Source organism: Streptomyces sp. NPDC002671 (assembly GCF_053592475.1).
On the sequence record NZ_JBSFVU010000016.1, the window covers coordinates 144,511 to 165,134 of the forward strand.

Annotated in this window: 15 protein-coding genes; 11 read left to right on the forward strand and 4 right to left on the reverse strand. The window is 74.2% G+C overall.

Going from position 1 to position 20,624, the window contains the following annotated elements; all coding sequences use genetic code 11:
- The first annotated feature begins 153 nt into the window (after window positions 1-153).
- Window positions 154-2,136, forward strand: a complete 1,983-nt coding sequence (locus tag ACWD35_RS24975) for a HEAT repeat domain-containing protein (RefSeq protein WP_451353508.1) — start codon at window positions 154-156, stop codon at window positions 2,134-2,136.
- A 62-nt stretch (window positions 2,137-2,198) separates the two neighbouring features.
- On the opposite strand, the gene ACWD35_RS24980 is transcribed toward ACWD35_RS24975, so the two are convergent.
- Window positions 2,199-2,798, reverse strand: a complete 600-nt coding sequence (locus ACWD35_RS24980) for an Rv1733c family protein (protein ID WP_451353509.1) — start codon at window positions 2,796-2,798, stop codon at window positions 2,199-2,201.
- A gap of 263 nt (window positions 2,799-3,061) precedes the next feature.
- On the opposite strand from ACWD35_RS24980, the gene ACWD35_RS24985 reads away from it, so the two are divergent.
- The 4 genes from ACWD35_RS24985 to ACWD35_RS25000 all read left to right on the forward strand — a co-directional run bounded on the left by ACWD35_RS24985 (window position 3,062) and on the right by ACWD35_RS25000 (window position 6,988).
- A complete protein-coding gene (locus tag ACWD35_RS24985) occupies window positions 3,062-4,147 on the forward strand; it encodes a WD40/YVTN/BNR-like repeat-containing protein (protein WP_451353510.1) in 1,086 nt (361 codons plus the stop codon).
- 84 nt (window positions 4,148-4,231) lie between these two features.
- On the forward strand, window positions 4,232-4,909 hold the full coding sequence (locus tag ACWD35_RS24990; RefSeq protein ID WP_451353511.1) for a uracil-DNA glycosylase: 678 nt from the start codon (window positions 4,232-4,234) through the stop codon (window positions 4,907-4,909).
- A complete protein-coding gene (locus ACWD35_RS24995; protein ID WP_451353512.1) occupies window positions 4,906-5,880 on the forward strand; it encodes an N-acetylglucosamine kinase in 975 nt (324 codons plus the stop codon). Before ACWD35_RS24990 ends, ACWD35_RS24995 begins: the two co-directional genes overlap by 4 nt.
- Before the next feature lie 184 nt (window positions 5,881-6,064).
- A complete protein-coding gene (locus tag ACWD35_RS25000) occupies window positions 6,065-6,988 on the forward strand; it encodes a sirohydrochlorin chelatase (RefSeq protein WP_451353513.1) in 924 nt (307 codons plus the stop codon).
- A 94-nt stretch (window positions 6,989-7,082) separates the two neighbouring features.
- Here the strand turns inward: ACWD35_RS25000 and ACWD35_RS25005 are convergent, their stop codons facing one another.
- Both ACWD35_RS25005 and ACWD35_RS25010 read right to left on the reverse strand, forming a co-directional pair.
- Complete coding sequence (locus ACWD35_RS25005; RefSeq protein WP_451353514.1) at window positions 7,083-8,129, reverse strand: lactonase family protein; 1,047 nt, start codon at window positions 8,127-8,129, stop codon at window positions 7,083-7,085.
- 178 nt (window positions 8,130-8,307) lie between these two features.
- Entirely contained in the window at window positions 8,308-9,792 is a 1,485-nt protein-coding gene (locus ACWD35_RS25010) for an FUSC family protein (RefSeq protein WP_451353515.1), read from the reverse strand.
- 237 nt (window positions 9,793-10,029) lie between these two features.
- Between ACWD35_RS25010 and ACWD35_RS25015 the strand changes: the two genes are divergently transcribed.
- Entirely contained in the window at window positions 10,030-10,506 is a 477-nt protein-coding gene (locus ACWD35_RS25015; protein ID WP_451353516.1) for an Lrp/AsnC family transcriptional regulator, read from the forward strand.
- Window positions 10,507-10,619: 113 nt separating this feature from the next.
- Window positions 10,620-12,128, forward strand: coding sequence for an MFS transporter (locus ACWD35_RS25020; protein WP_451353517.1), 1,509 nt, complete (start codon window positions 10,620-10,622; stop codon window positions 12,126-12,128).
- A 17-nt stretch (window positions 12,129-12,145) separates the two neighbouring features.
- On the opposite strand, the gene ACWD35_RS25025 is transcribed toward ACWD35_RS25020, so the two are convergent.
- Window positions 12,146-12,955 (reverse strand): LysR family substrate-binding domain-containing protein, encoded by an 810-nt coding sequence (locus ACWD35_RS25025; protein WP_451353518.1) that lies wholly within the window; start codon window positions 12,953-12,955, stop codon window positions 12,146-12,148.
- A 58-nt stretch (window positions 12,956-13,013) separates the two neighbouring features.
- Here ACWD35_RS25025 and ACWD35_RS25030 point away from each other — a divergent pair, with 58 nt between their 5' ends.
- The 4 genes from ACWD35_RS25030 (at window position 13,014) to ACWD35_RS25045 (ending at window position 20,624) form a co-directional block, all read left to right on the forward strand.
- Entirely contained in the window at window positions 13,014-13,421 is a 408-nt protein-coding gene (locus ACWD35_RS25030; RefSeq protein ID WP_451353519.1) for a DUF5997 family protein, read from the forward strand.
- Between the two features lie 138 nt (window positions 13,422-13,559).
- Window positions 13,560-14,414: a DUF4132 domain-containing protein gene (locus ACWD35_RS25035; RefSeq protein WP_451353520.1), complete on the forward strand. Its 855-nt coding sequence runs from the start codon at window positions 13,560-13,562 to the stop codon at window positions 14,412-14,414.
- Complete coding sequence (locus tag ACWD35_RS25040) at window positions 14,411-19,405, forward strand: hypothetical protein (protein WP_451353521.1); 4,995 nt, start codon at window positions 14,411-14,413, stop codon at window positions 19,403-19,405. The genes ACWD35_RS25035 and ACWD35_RS25040 overlap by 4 nt, the downstream gene beginning before the upstream one ends.
- A gap of 49 nt (window positions 19,406-19,454) precedes the next feature.
- Window positions 19,455-20,624 carry an ATP-binding protein gene (locus tag ACWD35_RS25045; protein ID WP_451353562.1) on the forward strand — a complete coding sequence of 390 codons (1,170 nt, stop codon included), beginning with the start codon at window positions 19,455-19,457 and terminating at the stop codon, window positions 20,622-20,624.

Here is a 20,624-nt window from a genome sequence, read left to right on the forward strand (position 1 = left end):
CTCCCCCGCCTCTAGCCCGTCTCTCTCCCAGGTGGTGTGCCCGTGGCTGGTGACAGCCGACGGATCGCACACAGTCAGCAGACGATTCCGCATCGTTGTCAGTGCCGTGGTGCAGACTCGCGATGAGGTGGCACTCGCCCGGGGGAGGACAACGTGTTCACGGGGATCGACAAGGTCGACTGGGCCTCGCTACGGCACGCGTACGGCAGCGCGGAGGACGTGCCCGGATGGCTGCGGGCACTGGCCTCCGCGGACGCCGTCGAGCGGGAGACCGCGCTCGACGGCCTGTACGGCGCGCTGCACCACCAGGGGAAGGTGTACGACGCGACGCCGGCCTGCGTGCCCTTCCTGTTCTCGCTCGCGGCGCGCGAGGCGGTGCCGGACCGGGGCGGGATAGTCGAACTGCTGGTCAGCATCGGCACGGACAGCGCGGGCGGGAACCCGCGGGCGCGCTCGGCCGTGTGCGCGGACGCCGAACTGTTCGTGCCCCTCACCGACGACCCCGACCCGGGAGTGCGCCGGGCCGCGGCGGGGGCTCTGGTGCGGTTCCTGGACGAGCCCGGACGGCTCCTGGCGCTGCTGCGCCGCAGGTTCCACGCCGAGCGCGACGACTGCGTCCTGCTCGCCCTCACCGACGCCCTCGGCCTGTTCGCCCGTCGGCACCCGGGGCACGCCGAGGCCGCCGCGGACCTCCTGACCGCGCATAGCGCGCCGCCGTACGCCCCGGCGCCGCGGCTCGCGGCACTCGGCCAGCTCGCGCTCACCGCGCCCGGGCGGATCCCGGCCGACCTGGTGCCGACGGCCGTACGGCTGCTGCGGGACAGGTCCGCACAGCGCGCCCGCGTCCCGCACCCCTCGGACCGGGCCGAGTCGGACACCCTCGTGGGGCGGATACGGCGCCTGCGCCCCTCCGACGAACAGGGCTCGCGTCTGCTGCGCACGCTGCACACCGCGCTCGGCGACCGGGTCGGCGACCGGATCGCCCTGCTCACCGGGCAGTTGACCAGCCCCGACCCGGTGGACCGGTGCAACGCCGTGTGGATGTCGGCGGGCCTGTTCCGCGCGTGGCGCGCCGACTACACCAGGCCCGTCGCCCTGACCGGGGCCCAACTGGCGTCGGAGCAGGACCGGTTACGGGACGCGGCTGTTTCGGTGCTGTCGGAGCTGTACGCCCTGGCCGCACCGGCCGCGAACGACCTGTACGCGTTGGTGAGAGACCGGCCCGATCTGTGGACGCACCGCTGGGAGCGCACCTGCCCGACGCTGGGCGGTCCGCTCAAGGCCCTGGCCAGGACCGGCGATCCACGCGCGGTCCCGGTCCTGGCCCAGCTCCTGGCCGCCCCGGCGGCCCCCGCCGGCCTGGGCTTCGAACTCGCCCACCTGGGCCGCGCCGCGGCCCCGCTCGCCCCCGCGTTGCGACGGCGGCTCGGCCGGATACCACTGGCCTCCCCCGCCGCGGCCGAACTCGCCGCCCCCCTGCTGTCGGCGCTCAGGACCATCCACGACACGGAGGCGGTCCCGGAGGTACTGCGGCTGCTGCCCGAAGGAGGGGACGGTCTGGCGGCGCTCGCCCCGGACGTGATCAGGACGCTGGAGGCTCTCGGCGCCACCGCACACGCGATACCGCGCCTGCGGGAGTTGCTGCACACCCGCCACGCCGCCGCCGCGGCGGGCGCGCTGTGGTCGGCGGAAAAGGACACAGCAGTCGTACTCCCGGTCCTGCTGCGGGAGTTGCGGCAGGGGGAACCGGAGAACCGCCGCCTGGCCGCGCGGCACCTGGGCAGGCTCGGGACCGCCGCGCGCCCCGCTCTGCCGGAGCTGCGCCGGATCGCCCGGTCGGGGCTGCGGGTGCGGGAGCGTACATCGGCCGCGTGCGCCCTGTGGCACATCGACGGGGATCCGGCCCCCGTGCTCCCCGTGTTCCGGGCCGCCTGGTCGGAGCACCCGCACACCCGTGGCCCGATCGCCCGGCGCCTGGCCGCCATGGGCCCGGCGGCCCTGCCGTTACGGGACCTGGTGGCAAGGGAACTGACCACCGCGCGCCGGCACACGGCCCGCGAGGGCGGGTACGGGAGCGAGGACATCCTGAAGGACGAGGCGCTGCTGAGGACGTGCCGGGAGGTGATGTCGCGCTAGGACGTTGCGGAGGCCGAGCGGCCGGGGAGAAGGACTCACCGGCCGTAGAGAAGGGCTGCCCGCTACACCATCCGCCTCCACTGCGGCCCCCACCGGGCCCATTCCGTGTCCCACCGGTCCAGGCGGCGGCGCTCCATCCGGCCGCGCAGGACCAGGCCGCCGACGAAGGGGACGGCGGCGGTGCTCGCCCCGACGAGGACGCCGATCAGGCCGGCCCGGAAGGCGGCCCCGGAGGCGTTGACCGGGCGGGTCACGAGGTGGCCCTGCGGGTCGGTCCAGACCGTGACCCGGGTGCCGGCCGGGCTGCCGGGCGCGACACGGACCTCGCCGGTGTGCACCGAGCCGTCGGCCAGGGTCCAGCGCACCCTGGCCCAGACCCCGTCGGCGACGGGGGCATGGCTGCGCACGCGGGGCGCGCCGGGTGCCTGCGCCACCACGCGTGCGGGAGCGGGCCGCCAGGTCGCGCGTTCCCGGGCCAGCCCGTGCTCCACCGACCGGTCCGCCGCTAAGCCGCCCAGCACCCCGGTCAAGACGGTCAACAGCCAGACTCCGAGCACCACCCAGCCCTCCAGCACGTCGGCCCGCCGCTTCAGCGGACTGCGCCGCCAGCGCCACAGCCACACCTTCGGACCACGGAACGCCTTCAAGGCATCCTCCCCCATGAGCACACCGACAGGCCGGGACGCACTCCCGTACGGAAGAGTCCGCCCCCCTGCTCACGACGAGCCGTCACCTCGACGGTCGCACGAGACACCCGCTTCGCGCAGGCACATCCCGCAACGGACCCGGCCGATCTTCGCGACGGACCGACGACACCGCTGTGACCTGCGGGAACGTGCCGCACCGGGGAGACTGTCAGTGGCGGGGTGCAGACTGGCCGATATCTGACGACTACCCGGACAAAGACGTCCCGGAGGTGATCGGCATGACCGAGGTACTGCTCACCGTGGGCACCCGCAAAGGCCTGTTCATCGGGCGGCGGCGCGGTGGCGCCTGGGAGTTCGACGAAAGCCCGTATTTCAACGCCCAGGCCGTCTACTCGGTCGCGATCGACACCCGGGGCGAGCGGCCACGGCTGCTGGCCGGCGGCGACAGCGCGCACTGGGGACCGTCGGTGTTCCACTCCGACGGCCTCGGCCGCACCTGGACGGAACCGGCCCAGCCGGCCGTCAAGTTCCCGCAGGACACCGGAGCTTCGCTGGAGCGGGTCTGGCAGCTGCACCCGGCCGCCGCCGAGCCGGACGTGGTGTACGCGGGCACGGAACCGGCCGCGCTGTACCGCTCGGAGGACCGCGGAGAGAGCTTCGAACTGGTACGGCCGCTGTGGGAGCACCCCACCCGCTCGCAGTGGGTGCCGGGCGGCGGCGGTGAGGGCCTGCACACGGTGATCACGGACGCGCGCGACCCGCGGGCGGTCACCGTGGCCGTCTCCGCGGCCGGGGTGTTCCGCACCACGGACGGCGGCGCGAGCTGGGCGCCGTCCAACTCCGGTGTGTCGGCGGTGTTCCTGCCCGACCCGAACCCGGAGTTCGGCCAGTGCGTGCACAAGATCGCCAAGGACGCGGGCGATCCGGACCGGCTGTATCTGCAGAACCACTGGGGGGTGTACCGCAGTGACGACGCGGGCGCGCACTGGACCGACATCGGCGCGGGCCTGCCCTCGACGTTCGGCTTCGCCGCCGCCGCGCATCCGCACCGGGGCGGCACGGCGTACGTCTTCCCGATCAACGCCGACGCGGACCGGGTGCCGGCCGGGCACCGCTGCCGGGTCTTCCGCACGGCGGACGCGGGCGAGAGCTGGGAGCCGCTGTCCAAGGGGCTGCCGTCCGAGGACCACTACGGCACGGTGCTGCGCGACGCGCTGTGCACCGACGACGCCGATCCGGCCGGGGTGTACTTCGGCAACCGCAACGGCGAGGTGTTCGCCTCGGCCGACGACGGCGACAGCTGGCAGCAGCTGGCCGCGCATCTGCCGGACGTGCTGTGCGTGCGGGCGGCGGTGGTCACCTGAGAGCGTCCTGAGGGCGTGGTGTGCGGCGCCGGGTCTTGGCCACCGGTTGATCTCCGGCCGCCGTACGGCAGTAGGGTGACGGCCGTGGCACCACGACCCTTGCATGAAATCGTCGAACCGGGCTGGGCGAAGGCCCTGGAACCCGTCGCCGGACGGATCGCCGAGATGGGCGACTTCCTGCGCGCGGAGATCGCCGCGGGACGCACCTACCTTCCGGCCGGACCGAACGTCCTGCGGACCTTCCAGCAACCCTTCGACGACGTACGGGTTCTGATCGTCGGTCAGGACCCGTACCCGACTCCGGGCCACGCGGTGGGGCTCTCGTTCTCGGTCGCGCCCGAGGTCCGCCCGCTGCCGCCGAGCCTGATCAACATCTTCCGCGAGCTGAACACCGACCTGGGCCTGCCCCAGCCGTCGACCGGCGACCTGACCCCGTGGACGCAGCAGGGTGTACTGCTGCTCAACAGGGCGCTGACCACGGCCCCGCGCAGTCCGGGCGCCCATCGCGGCAAGGGCTGGGAGGAGGTCACCGAGCAGGCGATACGGGCGCTGGCCGGGCGCGGCAAGCCGCTCGTGTCCATCCTGTGGGGCCGGGACGCCCGCAATCTCCGGCCGCTGCTGGGCACCCTGCCCGCCGTGGAGTCGGCGCATCCCTCGCCCATGTCGGCCGACCGCGGGTTCTTCGGCTCGCGTCCGTTCAGCCGTGCGAACGACCTGCTGGTCCAGCAGGGCGGACAGCCGGTGGAGTGGCGTCTGCCGTGACCGTCCCCGGTTATCTCGCCGTCGACTCCGGGGGCTCCGGCCTCCGGGTCGTCGTCGGCACCGTCGGGCGGGAGCCGTCGGCCGCGCGGGAGACGGGAGAGCCGGTGCGCACGGGTGCGCGCGGGATCGACCCCGGTCATCTGATGGCGCAACTCCTGCCGCTGGCACGGTCGTTGGCCGCCGAGGCAGGGGTGGGCGAGCTGGGCACGGCCGTCGTCGGCGCCGCCGGGTTCGCCTCCCTGGGCGACGCCCTGCGCGATGAGCTGCCGGGCGCCCTTGCCCGGGAGCTGGGCGTACGCCGGGTGGCGCTCGCCGCCGACGCCGTCACCGCGTACGTCGGCGCCCTGGGGGCGCGCCCCGGTGCCGTACTCGCCGCGGGCACCGGACTGATCGCGATCGGCACCGATCTGACCAGCTGGCGGCGGGCGGACGGCTGGGGACACCTGCTGGGCGACTGCGGCGGCGGTGCCTGGATCGGCCGGGCCGGCCTGGAGGCGGCGCTGCGCGCCCACGACGGCCGGGAGGGCGGCTCCGGCCCGCTGCTGGCCTGTATGGAGGAGCAGTTCGGGCCGGCGCACACGCTGCCCGGCCTGCTCTACCCCCGCTCCGACCGGCCCGCGGTCCTGGCCTCCTTCGCGCCGCGGGTGGCCGGCTGTGCCGCGCACGACCCGGTCGCCGCCGGCATCCTGCGCGTGGCGGCCCGCAACATGGCCGAGTCCGCCGCCGCCGTGTGCCCGGCCTCCGGAGCACCCGAAGTGGCCCTCACCGGTGGCCTGTTCAAGCTGGGCGATCCCGTCCTCGTACCGCTCGGCGAGGAGTTGGCGGCGCGGCTGCCGCACGCCCGGCGGGTTGCGGCCGAGGGAGACCCTCTGCACGGCGCGATGCGGATCGCGGCCGACCTGGCAGTCGGCCGGCTCACTCTGCCGGGTGAACCGTCCCTGTTCTACACGGTCATCACAAAAGGGAATTGACCGCATTTCCGTCACGCATCCGGCAAACGTACGGCTTACATCAGGCAAGTGTCGGTGATGTGCCCGGCATGTGCCTGCCTCACGTGTCACGCGTACGTAACTCATCAGACAAAACCGGACGGAAACCGCTCACCTGCACCCTCCCCGAACAGGGGAGCCCAGGAAGTTAGTAACATGCGGCGCCATGAGCTCCCCCACTGGGCCCGCGTCCGGCCTGCCAGTACGAATGCCGCGACCCCGCCAGCCCGGACGGCACCGCCGCCCGGAACCGCTGGTGGCTCCTGAGGGCGCGCCCGCCCTCGTTCTCGCGGTGCCCGGCGTGCCCAGCACCGCCACGCGCGCTCTCGCCGAGGAGGTCGTGAGCATCGCCCGCTCCGAGCTGCCCGGCCTGGACGCCCGCATCGGTTACCTGGACGGGGACGACACCGAGTTCCCCTCGCTGCGGTCCGTGCTGGCGCACGCCGCCGAGGAGCGCACCGCCCGCTACGAGCAGGCCCTGGCCGCCGGCCTCGACGTCAAGGAGCCCGACGGCCCGGTCGCCGTCGTCGTTCCACTGCTGGCCGGTCCGGACAGCGCCCTGCTGCGGCACATCCGCCAGTCGGTGATGGACAGCCGGGTCGCCGCCGACCTGACCGACGCCCTCGGCCCGCACCCGCTGCTCGCCGAGGCGCTGCACGTGCGCCTGTCCGAGGCAAGCCTCGCCCGCGCCGACCGCGCCCGCCTGTTCACCGTGGCCACCGCCGCGGACGGCATCATCCTGGCCTCCGTGGGCGGCGAGGAGGCCGTGCAGGCGGCCGGGATCACCGGCATGCTGCTCGCCGCGCGCCTGGCCGTGCCGGTCATGGCGGCGGCCCTGGACCAGGAGGGTTCGATCGCCTCCGTCGCCGAGCAGCTGCGTTCCTCGGGCTCGCAGCAGCTGGCCCTGGCGCCGTACCTGATCGGCCCGGAGATCGACCCCGGGCTGCTGGCGGCGGCTGCCGAGGAGGCGGGCTGCGCCACCGCCGAGGCGCTCGGCGCGTACCCGGCGATCGGCAAGCTCGCCCTCGCCAAGTACACGACCGCGCTGGGCATCGCCCCGCCGCAGGCGCAGGGCACGTCCGTCCGCTGACGCGGCACGGCACCGGTACACCCGCACGAGAAAGGGCCCGCTCCAGCCGCTGGAGCGGGCCCTTCGGCGTCCCCGGACGACCGGTTCGGGCAGCTCAGCCGAAGACGACGCAGGAGGCCGCGGGGACCTCCACGTGACCCTCGTAGCGCGGCAGCCCCGACATCTCGTCCACGGCGAACCAGGTCACGTCGCCGGAGCGTTCGTTGGCCGCGTACAGGAAGCCGCCGTACCCGGCCAGCGCACGCGGCCAGTGGCCGCCGCACGGCACCGTGCCGGTCAGCCGGAGCCCGTCCCCCTGGGCCCCCGTGACGGCGAACACGGACAGGACGTCCTCGCCGCGCGTGGCGGTCCACACGAAGCGGCCGTCGGGCGAGACGACGATCCCCGAGGGGTAGGCGTCGCCGGCGGGGGCGCCCGGCAGGACCGGCACCTCGGCCAGCGGCTTCAGGGAGCCGTCGACGGCGTCCCAGCGGCAGACGGTGACCGTGGGGGTGAGTTCGTTGACGACGTAGGCGTGTGCGCCGTCCGGATGGAAGGCCAGGTGGCGGGGGCCGGAGCCGGGGCGGAGCGCGAACTCGCGGTGCAGTACCGGGGTGCCACCGTGCAGCGTGCACACCCGTACCGAGTCCGTGCCCAGGTCGACGCTGACGGCCCACCGGCCGCTGGGGTCGGGCTGCACCTGGTGGGCGTGCGGGCCGCGCTGCCGCCGGTCGTGCAGGCCGGAGCCGGTGTGCCGGAGCACCCCGGAGGGGGCGGCGGCGAGCGTGCCGTCGGAGCGCAGGGGCACGGCGGTGACGCTGCCGGAGCCGTAGTTGGCGGTCAGGACGTGCCCGGCGTACACGCTGAGGTGGGTGGGCCCGCTGCCGTCGACCGGCACGGGCGGACCGGCAGGTTCCGGCTTCTCACCGTGCACCCGGTAGGCGGCGACGGCGCCCTCGGCCGTCTCGCTGACCGCGTAGAGCGTGCCCCCGTCCGGTGACAGGGCGAGATACGAGGGGTCGGGCAGGTGGTTCACGGCGGCGACGAGGCTGAGGGCGCCGTCGTACGGCCGGACCTGCGCGGTCACCACACCGGGTCCGCCCGCCGCGGTGAACGAGCCGATGAACGCCCGGCGCCTGCCCGGGCTGCCGCCCTCTGCCACCGCTGTCCCCTCTCGGTCGGGTCTCGGTCGAGCCGTCCGGGGCCGACGGTAGCAGTCGATCAACGGCGGTCTAGACCAAGGGTGGGGATGGCGAGGCGGTTCTTCACTCGTGCTCAGGAGACGTGGCCGGATGCCCGTTCCGGGCCCGCGTCCGGCAAGAGGCGCGGAGCGCCGCCTCTCAGGCCCCCACCAGCCGCGAACCCGTCGGCGCCCGCAGCGGCTCGGCCAGGTCGGCCAGCGCGCGCTCCACGCCGTACAGGTGGGCCAGGGCGGGCTCGGCGGGCGGCTCCGGGACGAACGTGACGTGGCGGCCCTGGGTGAGCGCCTCGACGGCGGCCTCCACGCGCCAGCAGGCGGCGGCGAGGCGGGCGTCGTGGGAGGCCTCGGGGTCGGCGGCGACGGCGACCAGGCCGCGGATCTCCCGGGCGCAGTCGTCGAGCCGGTCGAGCACCCGGCGGGCGCGCCACTTGCGGCCGAGTATCGGGTTGAGCGGGTGCACCAGCGGGGCGACCGAGAGCCGGACCCGGCCGAGCAGCAGTTCCAGCTCGGCGACGAGCGGCGCCGGGTCGGCCGTGGGCGAGCCGGCGAGGCGGGCCGCGGCCTCCGCGGTGCAGGCGTGGACGCAGCGCAGGGCGCGCTGGATCCAGGCGTCGGTGGTGGCGTGCGTGGTGACCGGCAGCACGAACAGCACGGCGAGCGCGGCACCCACCGCGCCCACTTCGGTCTCGGCGAGGCGCAGGGCGAGCAGGCCGGGGTTCAGGACGCCGAGAAGGCCGTAGAGCATCTCGGCGAGCACGGTCACCCAGAGCATCATCCACGTGTAGGAGACGGCGGCCGAGTAGAAGATCCCGAAGACCGCGACCGCGACGAGGACGACGCTGGGCACGGGCGCCCCGTGCACGGGGATGGCGACGAGGAAGCCCAGCGAGATGCCGATCATCGTGCCGAGGACCCGGCGGAAGCCACGCACCAGCGTCTCCCCGCGCGAGGCGGTGTTGACGAAGATCCACCAGGTGGCGCCGACGGCCCAGTACCAGCGCTGTCCGGATACCAGCTGGCCCACGACGAGCGCGAAGCCCGCGCCCGCGGTCGCCTGGACGGCCTGCCGGGTGGTCACGCGGGCGAGGCCGCTGCCCGCGGGTGGTGCGGGTGCGGCGGGCACGGGCAGCCGGCGCTCGTAGCACCACAGGCCGAAGCGCACCGCCGCGGCGCTGAGCACGGACAGCAGGACGGAGGCGTACAGCTCGGGCAGCCGGTCGGGGGTGGCGTGCAGGAACTGGGCGACGAAGTAGGTCATGAAGGCGAACACGCCGAGGCTGTGCCCGCGCGGCCCCCAACGGCGCGCGTACACGCCGGCGCCGACGACGGCCAGGAAGACCAGGTCCCGCGCCACGGGAACGTCGTGCAGCTCGGCCGCGAGAGCGAGCACGGGCACGCCGACGGCGGGCAGCAGTGCGGTGGTCACCGCCTGGCCGCGCACGGTCGGATCCGCCACGGTGAACAGGGTGAGCAGCGCGGCGAGACCGCCGGTGACCGCACCGACGAGGGAGTGTCCGGCCAGGAAGCAGACCGCGACCGCCAGACCGATGCCGAGGACGGCCCGCGCGGCGAAGCGCAGCCGCGCCCGTCCGGGGTCCGGAGCCACGAACACCCTCTTCAGCACTGCTGCCCTCCCTGGAGCACCGGCATGGACCGGCATGGAAAAGGCGCCGCGGGGTCCGCAGCGCCATCGACGTCCCCATGAGAGCATCACCGAGGTCACTGGCTCAAGCGCTGGCCGAATCAGTGAGCCATTGGCACACTGCTCGTCCTGCGGCGAAGCTCACCGGAATACCAACGGACCAGGTCGGGCGGCACACGCGCTGCGGGGCCACCTGGGCCATTGGTACAGTCGAATGTCATGACCGTGGACGAACTCGACACCCGCATCCTGCGGCTGCTGCTGAAGCAGCCGCGCACCAGCGTGCGCGAGTACGCACGGATCCTCGGTGTCGCCCGCGGCACGCTCCAGGCCCGTCTGGACCGTATGGAGCGCGACGGCGTGATCACCGGCACGGGCCCCTCCCTGTCGCCCGCCGCTCTCGGCCATCCGGTGCTGGCGTTCGTGCACATCGAGGTCACCCAGGGCCATCTCGACGACGTCGGGAACGCGCTGGCCTCCGTACCGGAGATCGTGGAGGCCTTCTCGATCACGGGTGGCGGAGACCTGCTGGCCCGGGTGGTGGGGCGGGATGCCGCCCATCTGGAGGACGTGATCCAGAAGCTGATCAGCCTGCCGGGCGTGGTGCGCACCCGCACCGAGGTGGCCCTGCGGGAGCGGGTCCCGTACCGGCTGCTGCCCCTGGTGGAGTCCGTCGGCCGGGCGGCACGCGCCTGACGCCGACCGCCTTCGACGCGGGGTTCGGTGGCTGACCCGCCGGGAACTCCCCGGGCACGGCTGCGGGTGCTTCCGCGAATGCGGCTACCCCGAAGGCCACTTAGCGTGCTCCCATGACCACAGTCCAGCCCCGGCCGGCCATGGGCGACCGGCGATGGAAGGCGCTCGGGGTCTGTCTGACGGCGGGCTTCATGTCGCTGCTGGACACCTCGATCGTGAACGTGGCGCTGCCGTCGATGGAGCGCGGGCTGCAAGCGAGCGGGGCCGACCTGTCGTGGGTCGTCTCCGGTTACGCCCTCACCTTCGGGCTGGCCCTGGTCCCGGCGGGCCGGCTGGGCGACATGCGCGGGCGGCGCCAGGCCTTCCTGACCGGGCTCGCCCTGTTCACCGTGGCTTCGGCAGCGTGCGGGCTCGCGCCCGGCGCCTCCTGGCTGGTGCTGTTCCGGCTGCTCCAGGGCGCGGCGGCGGGCATGATCGCCCCGCAGACCTCGGGGCTGATCCAGCAGATGTTCCAGGGCCGCGAGCGGGCCCGCGCGTTCGGCCTGCTGGGCAGCGTCATCGGTGTCTCCACGGCGGTCGGCCCGCTCGTGGGCGGCGTGCTGATCCAGGTGTTCGGCACGGACGACGGCTGGCGCTGGGTGTTCTACGTCAACCTGCCCATCGGGGTGGCCACCTTCATCGCGGGGCTACGGCTGCTGCCCCGGTTCCCGGCGTCGACGGACAGGCGGGAGGAGTTCGACCTGTTCGGCGTGCTGCTCCTCGGCGCGGGCGTGCTCGCGCTCATGCTGCCCCTGGTGCAGGAACAGCAGTGGGGCGGGCGGCAGAAGTGGGCGCTGCTGCCGGTGGCCGCGCTGCTACTGGCCGCGTTCTGGGCGTGGGAGCGGCGCGAGGGACGGCACGGACGGGCGCCCCTGCTCGACCTGCGCCTGTTCTCCCTGCGGTCCTTCACACTCGGCGCGCTGATCAGCCTGACCTACTTCGCGGGCTTCACCACGGTCTTCTTCGTCTACTCGCTGTTCCTGCAGAACACGGTCGGCTACAGCGCGCTGGAGGCAGGGCTCACGGTCCTGCCCTTCGCCGCCGCCTCGGCGATCGGCGCAGCCGCCGGGGGCCGGCTCGTGACCCGTTTCGGCCGCAAGCTGGTCGTCATCGGTCTCGGCGGGGTGGCACTGGGGCTGCTCGGAGTGGTCGTGGCGGTGCAGCTGGTGCCCGGGCGCGGCGTGGGGTGGGCCTCGGCGCTGCCGATGCTCATCGGGGGGATCGGCTCTGGCCTGACGGTCTCCCCCAACACGACGCTCACCCTCACCCGCGTCCCCGTCCAGCGTGCCGGTGCGGCCGGCGGGGTGCTGCAGACGGGACAGCGCGTCGGCTCGGCGGCCGGGATCGCCGTGGTGGGCGCGGTGTACTTCGCGCACCAGGCCAACCACGGGCATTCCGCCGTGGCGATCCAGCTCGGACTGCTGACCGCCGTCGGGATCATCATGATCGCGCTGGCACTGGCGATCGCGGATCTACGGGAGCGCCACGTGCATCCCGAGCCGGAGGCCGCCCGGGTCGGTGCGCCGGTCGGACGGGGTTGCGAGGAGGGCGGCTCGGACGAGAGGCTCCGGCGCGGTCCCTGAGGGGGCCGGACCTCGGGTCACGACCTCCGGCGCGGCTTCCCCCGCTTGGCCGGCTTGGCCGCGCCCCCGGAGCCCGCGCGGCCCCGGGCGGTACGGCCCGCGGACTTCCCGCCGCCCGCCGGCTTGCCGCCCGTCGACTTCGCGGGCGCCTGCTTCTGCCGGGCGCCACCCTGCTCGGGCCGTGTCCGCTTGGGCTCGGCCTCCGCCTTCGCCGCCGTGCGGCCCCGCGTGCTGTTGACCGTGCGGCCCCGGACGATGCCGATGAAGTCCTCCACCAGGTCGGTGGTGGCCTCCTCCGGCCAGGACAGGGCGATGCCCGACTCGGGGGCGTCGACGACGGGACGGTAGGTCAGGTCCTTGCGGTGGTACAGGCGGGCCAGCGACTGCGGGACGACCAGGAGGCCGACGCCCGCCGCCACCAGCTCGATGGCGTCCGGCGTCGTCGCGGGGCGTTCGAAGGCGGGCTCGCCGGGCGGGCTGTCCCAGTCGAAGACGTCGTCCAGCGGGTGGAAGAGCACCTCGTCGGCGAGGTCGTCCAGGGTCACCGCGTCCGCCGCCGTGATCACGTGGTCCTTGGGAACGACGACCACCGTGGTCTCGGTGTAGAGCGGGATGGCGCTGAAGAACGTACGGTCCACGGGCAGCCGTACGAAGCCCGCGTCGGCCTCTCCCGCGCGCAGCAGCTCGGGTGCCTCGGCGGCGGGGACCTGGAGGAGGGTGAGCGGAACGTCGGGCTGCCGCTCGTTCCAGATCCGCACCCACTTCGCGGGCGTCACTCCGGGGACGTACGCGAGCCGGAACGACGGTGTTTCCTGCGAGCCTGTCACCAGGCCAGGTTACCGGCCGTGGTCAGCCCTCCCGTACGCGGCCGATACCCTTGACCTCATGAGTTCGCAGCAGAGCCCCCAGACGATGAAGCCCGCGACCGCGGCGAAGAAGCTGGGTGTGTACCTCCCGGCCACCCCTGCCGAGTTCCAGGAGGGCGTGGTCTCGCGCGCCGAGCTGAACGAGCTCCAGGCCAACCCGCCGGAGTGGCTGCGCGAGCTGCGAGCGAACGGCCCCCACCCGCGTCCGGTGGTCGCCGCCAAGCTCGGCGTGTCCATCGCGGGTCTCGCCCGCGGCGGGGTCACCGAGGCGCTGACCACCGAGCAGATCGAGGCGCTCAAGCAGGAGCGGCCCGAGTGGCTGGAGAAGGAGCGCGCGACGCAGGCCGAGGTCCGCAAGGAAGCGGCGCGGCTCAAGAACCTGAAGCAGGAGAAGCAGGAGAAGCTGGACAAGGGCGCCGAGCGCTGATCCTCCGCTTTTCCACGGCTTTACAGCTTCTTCCAGCTCTTCGGCTTTCCACAACGCCCTCCGGTCGCCGGAGGGCGTTGTCAGTGGGCTCCCCTAGAGTTCCCGTCACTTGATCACTGCGGGTGCGGGGAGGCACGTATGGGGTGGGTGTCGGCGGGCGACTACGAGGTCGCCCTCGACGGCGGGAAGGTGGTGTGCCGCAACGCGGCCGGGCGGCAGCTGAAGTCCGTGCCGCCGAAGATCGCCGACGATCCGGCGGTCGTGGGCCTCCGGCAGCTCGTCGAGTGGCTGGAGCGGCACGAGCGGCAGTGCCTGGCCGATGTCGAGCGGTGGATGGTCCGCTCGCTGCCCGTGCCGTTCGCCGTCGTCGCCCGTGTATGGCCGGACCCTGCCTGGCAGGCGGCACTGCGCGATCTCGTGGTCACCGGCGCCGACGGTGAGGTCGCCGGTTTCCTGCGGGACGCCGGCTCCGAGCGCGGCCTCGGCCTCGTCGACCTCGACGGCGACACCGTCCGCATCACCCCCGGCCTGGTCCGCATCCCGCACCCGGTCCTCCTCGAAGACCTGGCGGAACTGCGGGAGTTCGCCGTGGAACTGGGCGTCGAGCAGCGCGCCCAGCAGCTCTTCCGCGAGGTCTGGCACCGCCCGGCCGGCCTCGACGCCGAGGCGACTCAGGTGGAGGACTACGCGGGCGGCTCCTTCAAGGAGCTGCGCTTCCTGCACGGCCGGGCCACCCAGCTGGGCTACCGCGTGCGCGGCGGGCACGCCGTGTGTGCCGTCCTGGAGAACAGCCGCGGCGTCGAGGCCCGCGTGTGGATCGGTGACTACGACGGCTACGCGGAGACCGAGACCGGCCCGCTGGTGTGGACCGGCCCGGACGGCCGCGTCCTGAGGCTCGGTCAGGTCGGCCCGGTCGCCTGGTCGGAGGGCATGCGCATGGCGGCGGCGCTGTACGCCGGCCGGGACATCGAGGACGAGGAGCGGGCGGCATGAGTGACACCACGCGGTTCGACGAGGCCACCGTCGCCGCCCTCCTGGACGCGGGCGCCGTCCTGCCGCCGGGCAGCACCGCGCGTGAGGACGCAGACGTCCTCACCGTCCGCAGCTACACCCACCCCGCCCTGGACGGCCGACAGGTGGTCCGGCTGGTGCCGGGCACGCTCGGCGAGGCCGAGGACCTGGCGCTGGAGTTCCTGGGTCTGGCCCGCGAAACCCAGACGCCCCAGGTCGGCCAGGTACGCCGCGAGACGCTGGGCTTCCCGGCGTGGGCGCTGGTGAACGACCCCGCGAACGGGCACCACGCGCTGGCCCTGGTCAAGGACGTCGAGCGGCTCGCCCGGCAGGCCAAGTCCAAGCCGGGCAGCGCCAAGGAGGGCTTCGAGGCGCTCGGCGAAAAGCTCGGCCGGGCCGTGCCGCACTTCCTGCCGACGTTCTACGAGCAGGCCGCGCGCGTCTTCCTGGAGCACGAGAACACCACGTACGCCGCCGCGTTCTTCGGCAAGGCCCGCGAGGCCGAGCGGGTGCACGCGCTCACGGTGGACGAGGAGCGGCAGCGGGCGGTGTTCCTGGAGTTCGCCTTCGCCGGGGCGCTGACCGTCAAGGCGCTGAAGGAGCATGTGAAGGACCTGGCCGGCAGGCTCGACCCGGCCGCCGCCTGGGCGCAGTTCAGGCAGCTGACGGTGGAGCGCTGCGCGGCCGGGATGCCGCCGTACGCCTCGCTGCCGCAGGACGCGCGCGGGCTGATCAAGGCCGCCGGCCTGGACCGGGTCACCGAGGAGTGCGCGCTGGTCGCCGACCTGATCGCCTCCCCCGCGGCGGTCCGCGCGCCCGCTTCCTTCTGGACCGCCTACCGTGCCGTCCTGCCCGTCCTCACCGAACGTCAGCCGGCTGTCCGGGCACGCCTGTTGGAGATCATGCCGACCGGTCTGGGCCGGGAGGTCGAGGACGACGAGTTCTGGCTGACGCTGCTCGCCGAGTGCGGGGCCGAGCGACTGCTGACCGAAGAGGAGGAGGCGCGCGAGCACGGCGTCGACCCCGGCGAGTGGCTGGGCCGCTGGGCGTTCTTCCGCAAGCACGGCGGCTCGTTCTCCCGCCGCTCACCGGCCACGCTGGCGCTGGTCGAGCGCATGGCCGCGCGGCTGCGGGCCGCCGTCCGCCCGGTCGACCTGTTCACCGGGCGCTGGCACGCCGGTGCCGACCTCGACCTGCTCGACCTGTGTGTGGCCGAGGGCGTCCCGCTGGCCGTTCCGGGCGCGGACGTGCGGGTGTTCCTGCCGCTGGACCACTGGCTGAAGGACACCCGGGCCGGCGTGCGCGACCTGGCGGCCGTCGCGGCCGACCCGCGCTTTCGGGGCCTGCTGCACCAGGCCGTGGAAACGGTCGGCGGCGACCAGCGGAGCGGCGAACTGCTGACCGCCGTCGCCGCGCACCCCGTCCTCCGGGGTGTGCTCGGCGAGTGGCTGGACGAGGCCGCCGACGACGTCACGCGCGCGGTGGGGCTGCCCGGTGCCCGGACGGCCCTCGACCGGCTGCGTCCCTTCCGGGTGATCGCCTCCCAGGTCAATCCGGATGCCGTCGCCCGGGTCGCCCGCCGCGAGACGGCGCCGCTGCTCGGCCGCACCCTGCGCGCCGGAATCCTGGACGAGCTGGGCTGGCCCGCCCTGGACGAGGCGGTGCGGCGGCTCGACGCCGAGGTCGGCAAGGGCACGGAGGACTCGCTCACGGTCCACGAGTCCTGGCCCGCCCTGATCCTGGCCCGTCGGCGCAGGGCGATCGTCGTCGGCCCGCGCGAGGTGCTCCTCGACCACGACCTGCGCCTGCCCCAGGAGCTGGGCCGCCGGCAGTGCCCCCGGTTCCGGTACGTGGACGGGGAGTTGCTGGTGACGTGGCGGCAGGGCAGCAAGCAGTACGGCTACTGGTCGGCCCGGCCCGCCGAGGTGTTCGAGCTGGGCGGCGAGCAGCTCCCGTTCTGGTGGTCCGACTACGAGCCGGTCGTCCCGTCGATCCCGCTGCCCGGCGGCGGCCGGGCCACCGGTGACCGCACCCTGCACGCCGGTGACACGGTCCTGCCGCCGGCCCGCCCGGTCATCGGCGACGGCACCACGTACTGGCGTCAGGGCAGGCAGGGCCGGCAGACGGTGTGGCTCGAACACGACCCGGTCACGGGCACCCACGGGCGGGCTTCCCTGCCCGCGCTGCTGCGCGCGGGCATTCGTGAGGACGCCGAGCTGCTGCCGGGCCAGTGCGAGGTGCTGCCGCTGCAACCGGGCCTGGAGGACAGCCCGTTCGGTACCGACGGCACGGTGCTCGGCCGGTGGGTGCGCATGGAGGGCGAGGGCCCCGGGGCGCGCCGGACCGCCGGGACGCCCGACGGACGGACGGTGTCGGTGCCGGTCTTCCAGGGCAGCCGCGCGGGCGCGGTTCCGCTGGGCGCGCTGCGGCTGCCCGGGGGCGCCGAGCCCGTCGTCACCCAACTGTTCCGGCAGGTCGGGGTGTTCGCGGACGACGACACCTCCGCGCACGGCGAACTCGGCCGGGTGCTGCCGAACAGCCCCGGGGGCGAGTTCGCCGCCGGGACCCGGCTCGTACCCCCGCTGCCCTTCTGGCACGCCCTGCGCCCGCGCGACGAGCAGGGCTCGGCCGTGCTGCGCGCCCTGACCGACGAGCAGGCGGCAGAGGTGCTGCGGGTCGCCGCGACGGCGCTGGCCGGACGCCAGGAGGCGCTCGAGCGCGCCGGGTCGGACAAGGCCGCCAAGGCCGCCGTACCCCCGGCGGACGAGGTCGTCGTGGGCACGGTGGCCCGTGCCCTGCCGGGTCTCACCGACGGCCGGCTGATCACCGGCGTCGCCTCGCTGGTCCGCTCGGCGCTGCGCATCGGCGAGTCGGCCACGACGTTCGCGACTCCGCCTCAGGACCGGGAGCGCCAACGCCCCCGGAACGTGGACATGTTCGCCGACTACCGCCCTGAACACGGCGAGGACCGCATCATGCTCGCGGCCGTCAACGGCATCGTGGGTGTGCACGGCTGGTGGCAGCAGGAGCAGTGGAGCGCGCTGCGCCAGATCCGCGCGGTGAACCACGTGCTGTCCGGCAGGCCCGCCGAGGGCAAGGCGCTGCCCGGCCTGGAGCGCCTCGGCGCCCTGGGGGACGGATGGCACAGCGAGGAGCACACCGTTCCCGGGATCGGCGTGGTGTGGACCTCCTTCCTGGGCGCGCTGCGGGCCCTCGCCCACCGGGCCGCCTCGCCCGCTCTGACCGATGTCCAACGGGAGCCGCTGCTCCTGCTGTTCGAGGCCCTCACCGAGGGGCCGCTCGTCTCGGCGGGCGGCACGCTCCGGGAGGTCGTGCTGAGCGAGCGGGCCGACAAGCAGCAGCGCGCCGGGCAGGTGCTGCGCCGTGACGGCCGCACGGTGGTGATCCTCGGCTGCAAGGGCGTCGACGGGCAGCGGGGCACGCTGAACTGGCTGGCCCTGGATCACGACCCGTCCGGCGCGTTCGGCGCGGTCGCCCACTTCACGCTGGCCGAGGAGGTCCGGTACCCGGCGACCGTCTCGGCCGAGGATCTGGCCACGGTCGCGCGGCTGATCCGGGACAAGGGGGCTGCCCCGTGGCGGGCCGGGGCCGTCGAGGAGCTGGTGACCGCGACCGGTGGCGGACTCGGCCCCCTCCAGGCCGCCGTGCTGCTCGGCGGGCTTCTGCCCGCGCCCGGGACCGAGGGACTGGCCACGATGGGGCTGAAGCCCCGGCAGTGCGAGTTCGGCACCGCCCAGGTCAACGCCCTCGGTCCTGCGGAGCGGACGGCGCTGCTGGGCGCGCTGCTGCCGGCCGACCCGGCCGCGCTGTGGACCGAGGGCCCGGACACGGCTGCCGCGGGGCGGGTGTGGGCCGAACGGCTCGGCTCGCTGGTCCGCGTGCCCGAGGACCTCAGCGCCGAGCTGGCAGGCTTCGGCGCCGGGGCCGCCGAGATCGTGCTCAACCCGTCCCGCACCCCGTGGCTGAACCGCACGACGGTCCTGCGGCCCGACGAGAAGGGCATGCTCGTTCCGAAGGACCCCGAGGCGGTGCCCAGCCGGTACGAACTGGGGGGCGTGGTGCACTCCCTCGCGGCACTGGCCTACGTCCTGCCGTACGGCCATCCGCTGCGCGCCCGGCTGCCGGAGGGCCTGGCCGCCGTGCGCCGCCGGATGACCGACCCGGAGCTACTGCTCGGCCTGGACGTCGACTGGACGGAGAAGGGCGACTCCACCGCGGTGGAACTCCGCAAGGCGTACGGGCTGCCCGAGACCGGGGGCGGCGACGCGCTCGGTCTGATCCGGGTCGGTGAGGCGATCGTGCTGCGTCCCTGGTACCGCGACACGGAGGGGGTCCTGGTCCGGCCGGCCTCGCTCTCCGGCCCCGACGACCCCGCGTTCGGCCTCCTCGAAGGCCTGACCGGCCCCGCGCGCGGCCACGGTCTGCGGGCGCTGCGCACCCTCCTCGGCGAGGAGTTGGCCCGGGCGGTCGCGGCCGGCGCCGAGGGACCTTCGGGGTACGCCCAGGACCCGACCGTCTCCGTACCCGCGCTCGTCTCCGAGGCGGCCACGACGCTCGGCCTGGGTGAGGACGCGGCGGCGCTCTACCTCCAGCTGCTGGCCCTGCCGGACCCCACGGACCGCAACTGCGCCCACTGGACCGGCTGGAAGCCCGCCCGTATCAAGAAGGCCCGCGCCGAACTGGCGGCGACCGAACTGGTGGTGGAGGCCAAACGGCCGCGCGCCGGGCGGACGTTGTTCCTGCCCTGCGGATGGCGCGATCTCAAGTCGCCCGCGCTGCCGGTGGAGACGTGGAAGGAAGGCCTGTACCCGGTGCACGACCACGGTCGCGCGATACCGCTGCTCCCGGTGCCCGAGCTGTTCACGCGTGCCTGGGACCGGGTGCGGTCGGGCGACGCCCCGGCGTACGAGGAGCTGACCACACGTGCGACGCGCAGGGGGCGGCGTCGGTGACCCCCACTTCTTCGACCTTTGTTCGTACGACTCCGAAGGGCACCCCCCGATGACCACCGTCCTCGTCCCCGACGCGACCCGGCAGATCGTCCCTCCCGAGGACCGGTACGCCACCGAGCTGGCGTTTCTCGCCGCGTACGACTCCGGGCCCCGGCCGCCCGCGTGGCGGCTCACGCCCCGTGCCGTCGTCACGTTCGTCATGGGCAGCGGCGGCCAGGCGCTGCGGCTGCCCGACGAGGCGGAGGCCCCCGCCGGGGTGCCGCGCCGGCTGGTGGTGGAGGGCAAGTTCGTCGGCGACCGGGCACTGGTCGAACGGTGTGTCGTCACGCTCGCCGGTGAGCGGGGCCTGCTGCTCGTCGGCGAGCCGGGCACCGCCAAGTCGATGCTGTCCGAGCTGCTGTCGGCGGCCGTGTGCGGCACCAGCGGCCTGGTCGTGCAGGGGACCGCCGGTACGACCGAGGATCAGCTCAAGTACGGCTGGAACTACGCCCTGTTGCTCGCCCAGGGGCCCAGTCGGAAGGCGCTCGTGCCGTCGCCGGTGCTCACCGCGATGGCCCGGGGAGCGGTCGCCCGCGTCGAGGAGGTCACGCGCTGCCTGCCCGAAGTGCAGGACTCCCTGGTGTCGTTGCTGTCGGAGCGGCGGATCGCCATACCCGAACTGGCGGGCAGCGAGGACGCGTTGGCGCACGCGGCACCCGGATTCAGCCTCATCGCCACCGCCAACCTGCGCGACAAGGGTGTGTCGGAGATGTCGGCCGCGCTCAAGCGCCGCTTCAACTTCGAGACGGTGGGCCCGATTTCCGACCTCGACGCCGAGACCGCGCTGGTGCGCAGCCAGGCGAAGGCGTCGGTGGAGCAGGCCGGGGCGCCCTTCCAGGTCGACGACACCGTACTGGAGGCCCTGGTCACCGCCTTCCGGGATCTGCGGGAGGGGCGGTCGGCGGAGGGCTGGGAGGTGGAACGGCCGTCCACCGTGATGAGCACCGCCGAGGCCGTGTCCGTGGCGGGCGCGCTGGGGCTGGCCACGGCCTACTTCCCCGGGGACCGCGATGTCCTCGGGCTGCTGCCGGGTCATCTCCTCGGTGTCGTACGCAAGGACGACCCGGCGGACGCGGCACGGCTGCGCGGCTACTGGGACGGTCCGGTCCGGCGCCGTGCCGAGCAGGGCTCCGCCACCTGGCGCACTCTGTGGGACCTGCGCACGGTCCTGGAGGGCTGA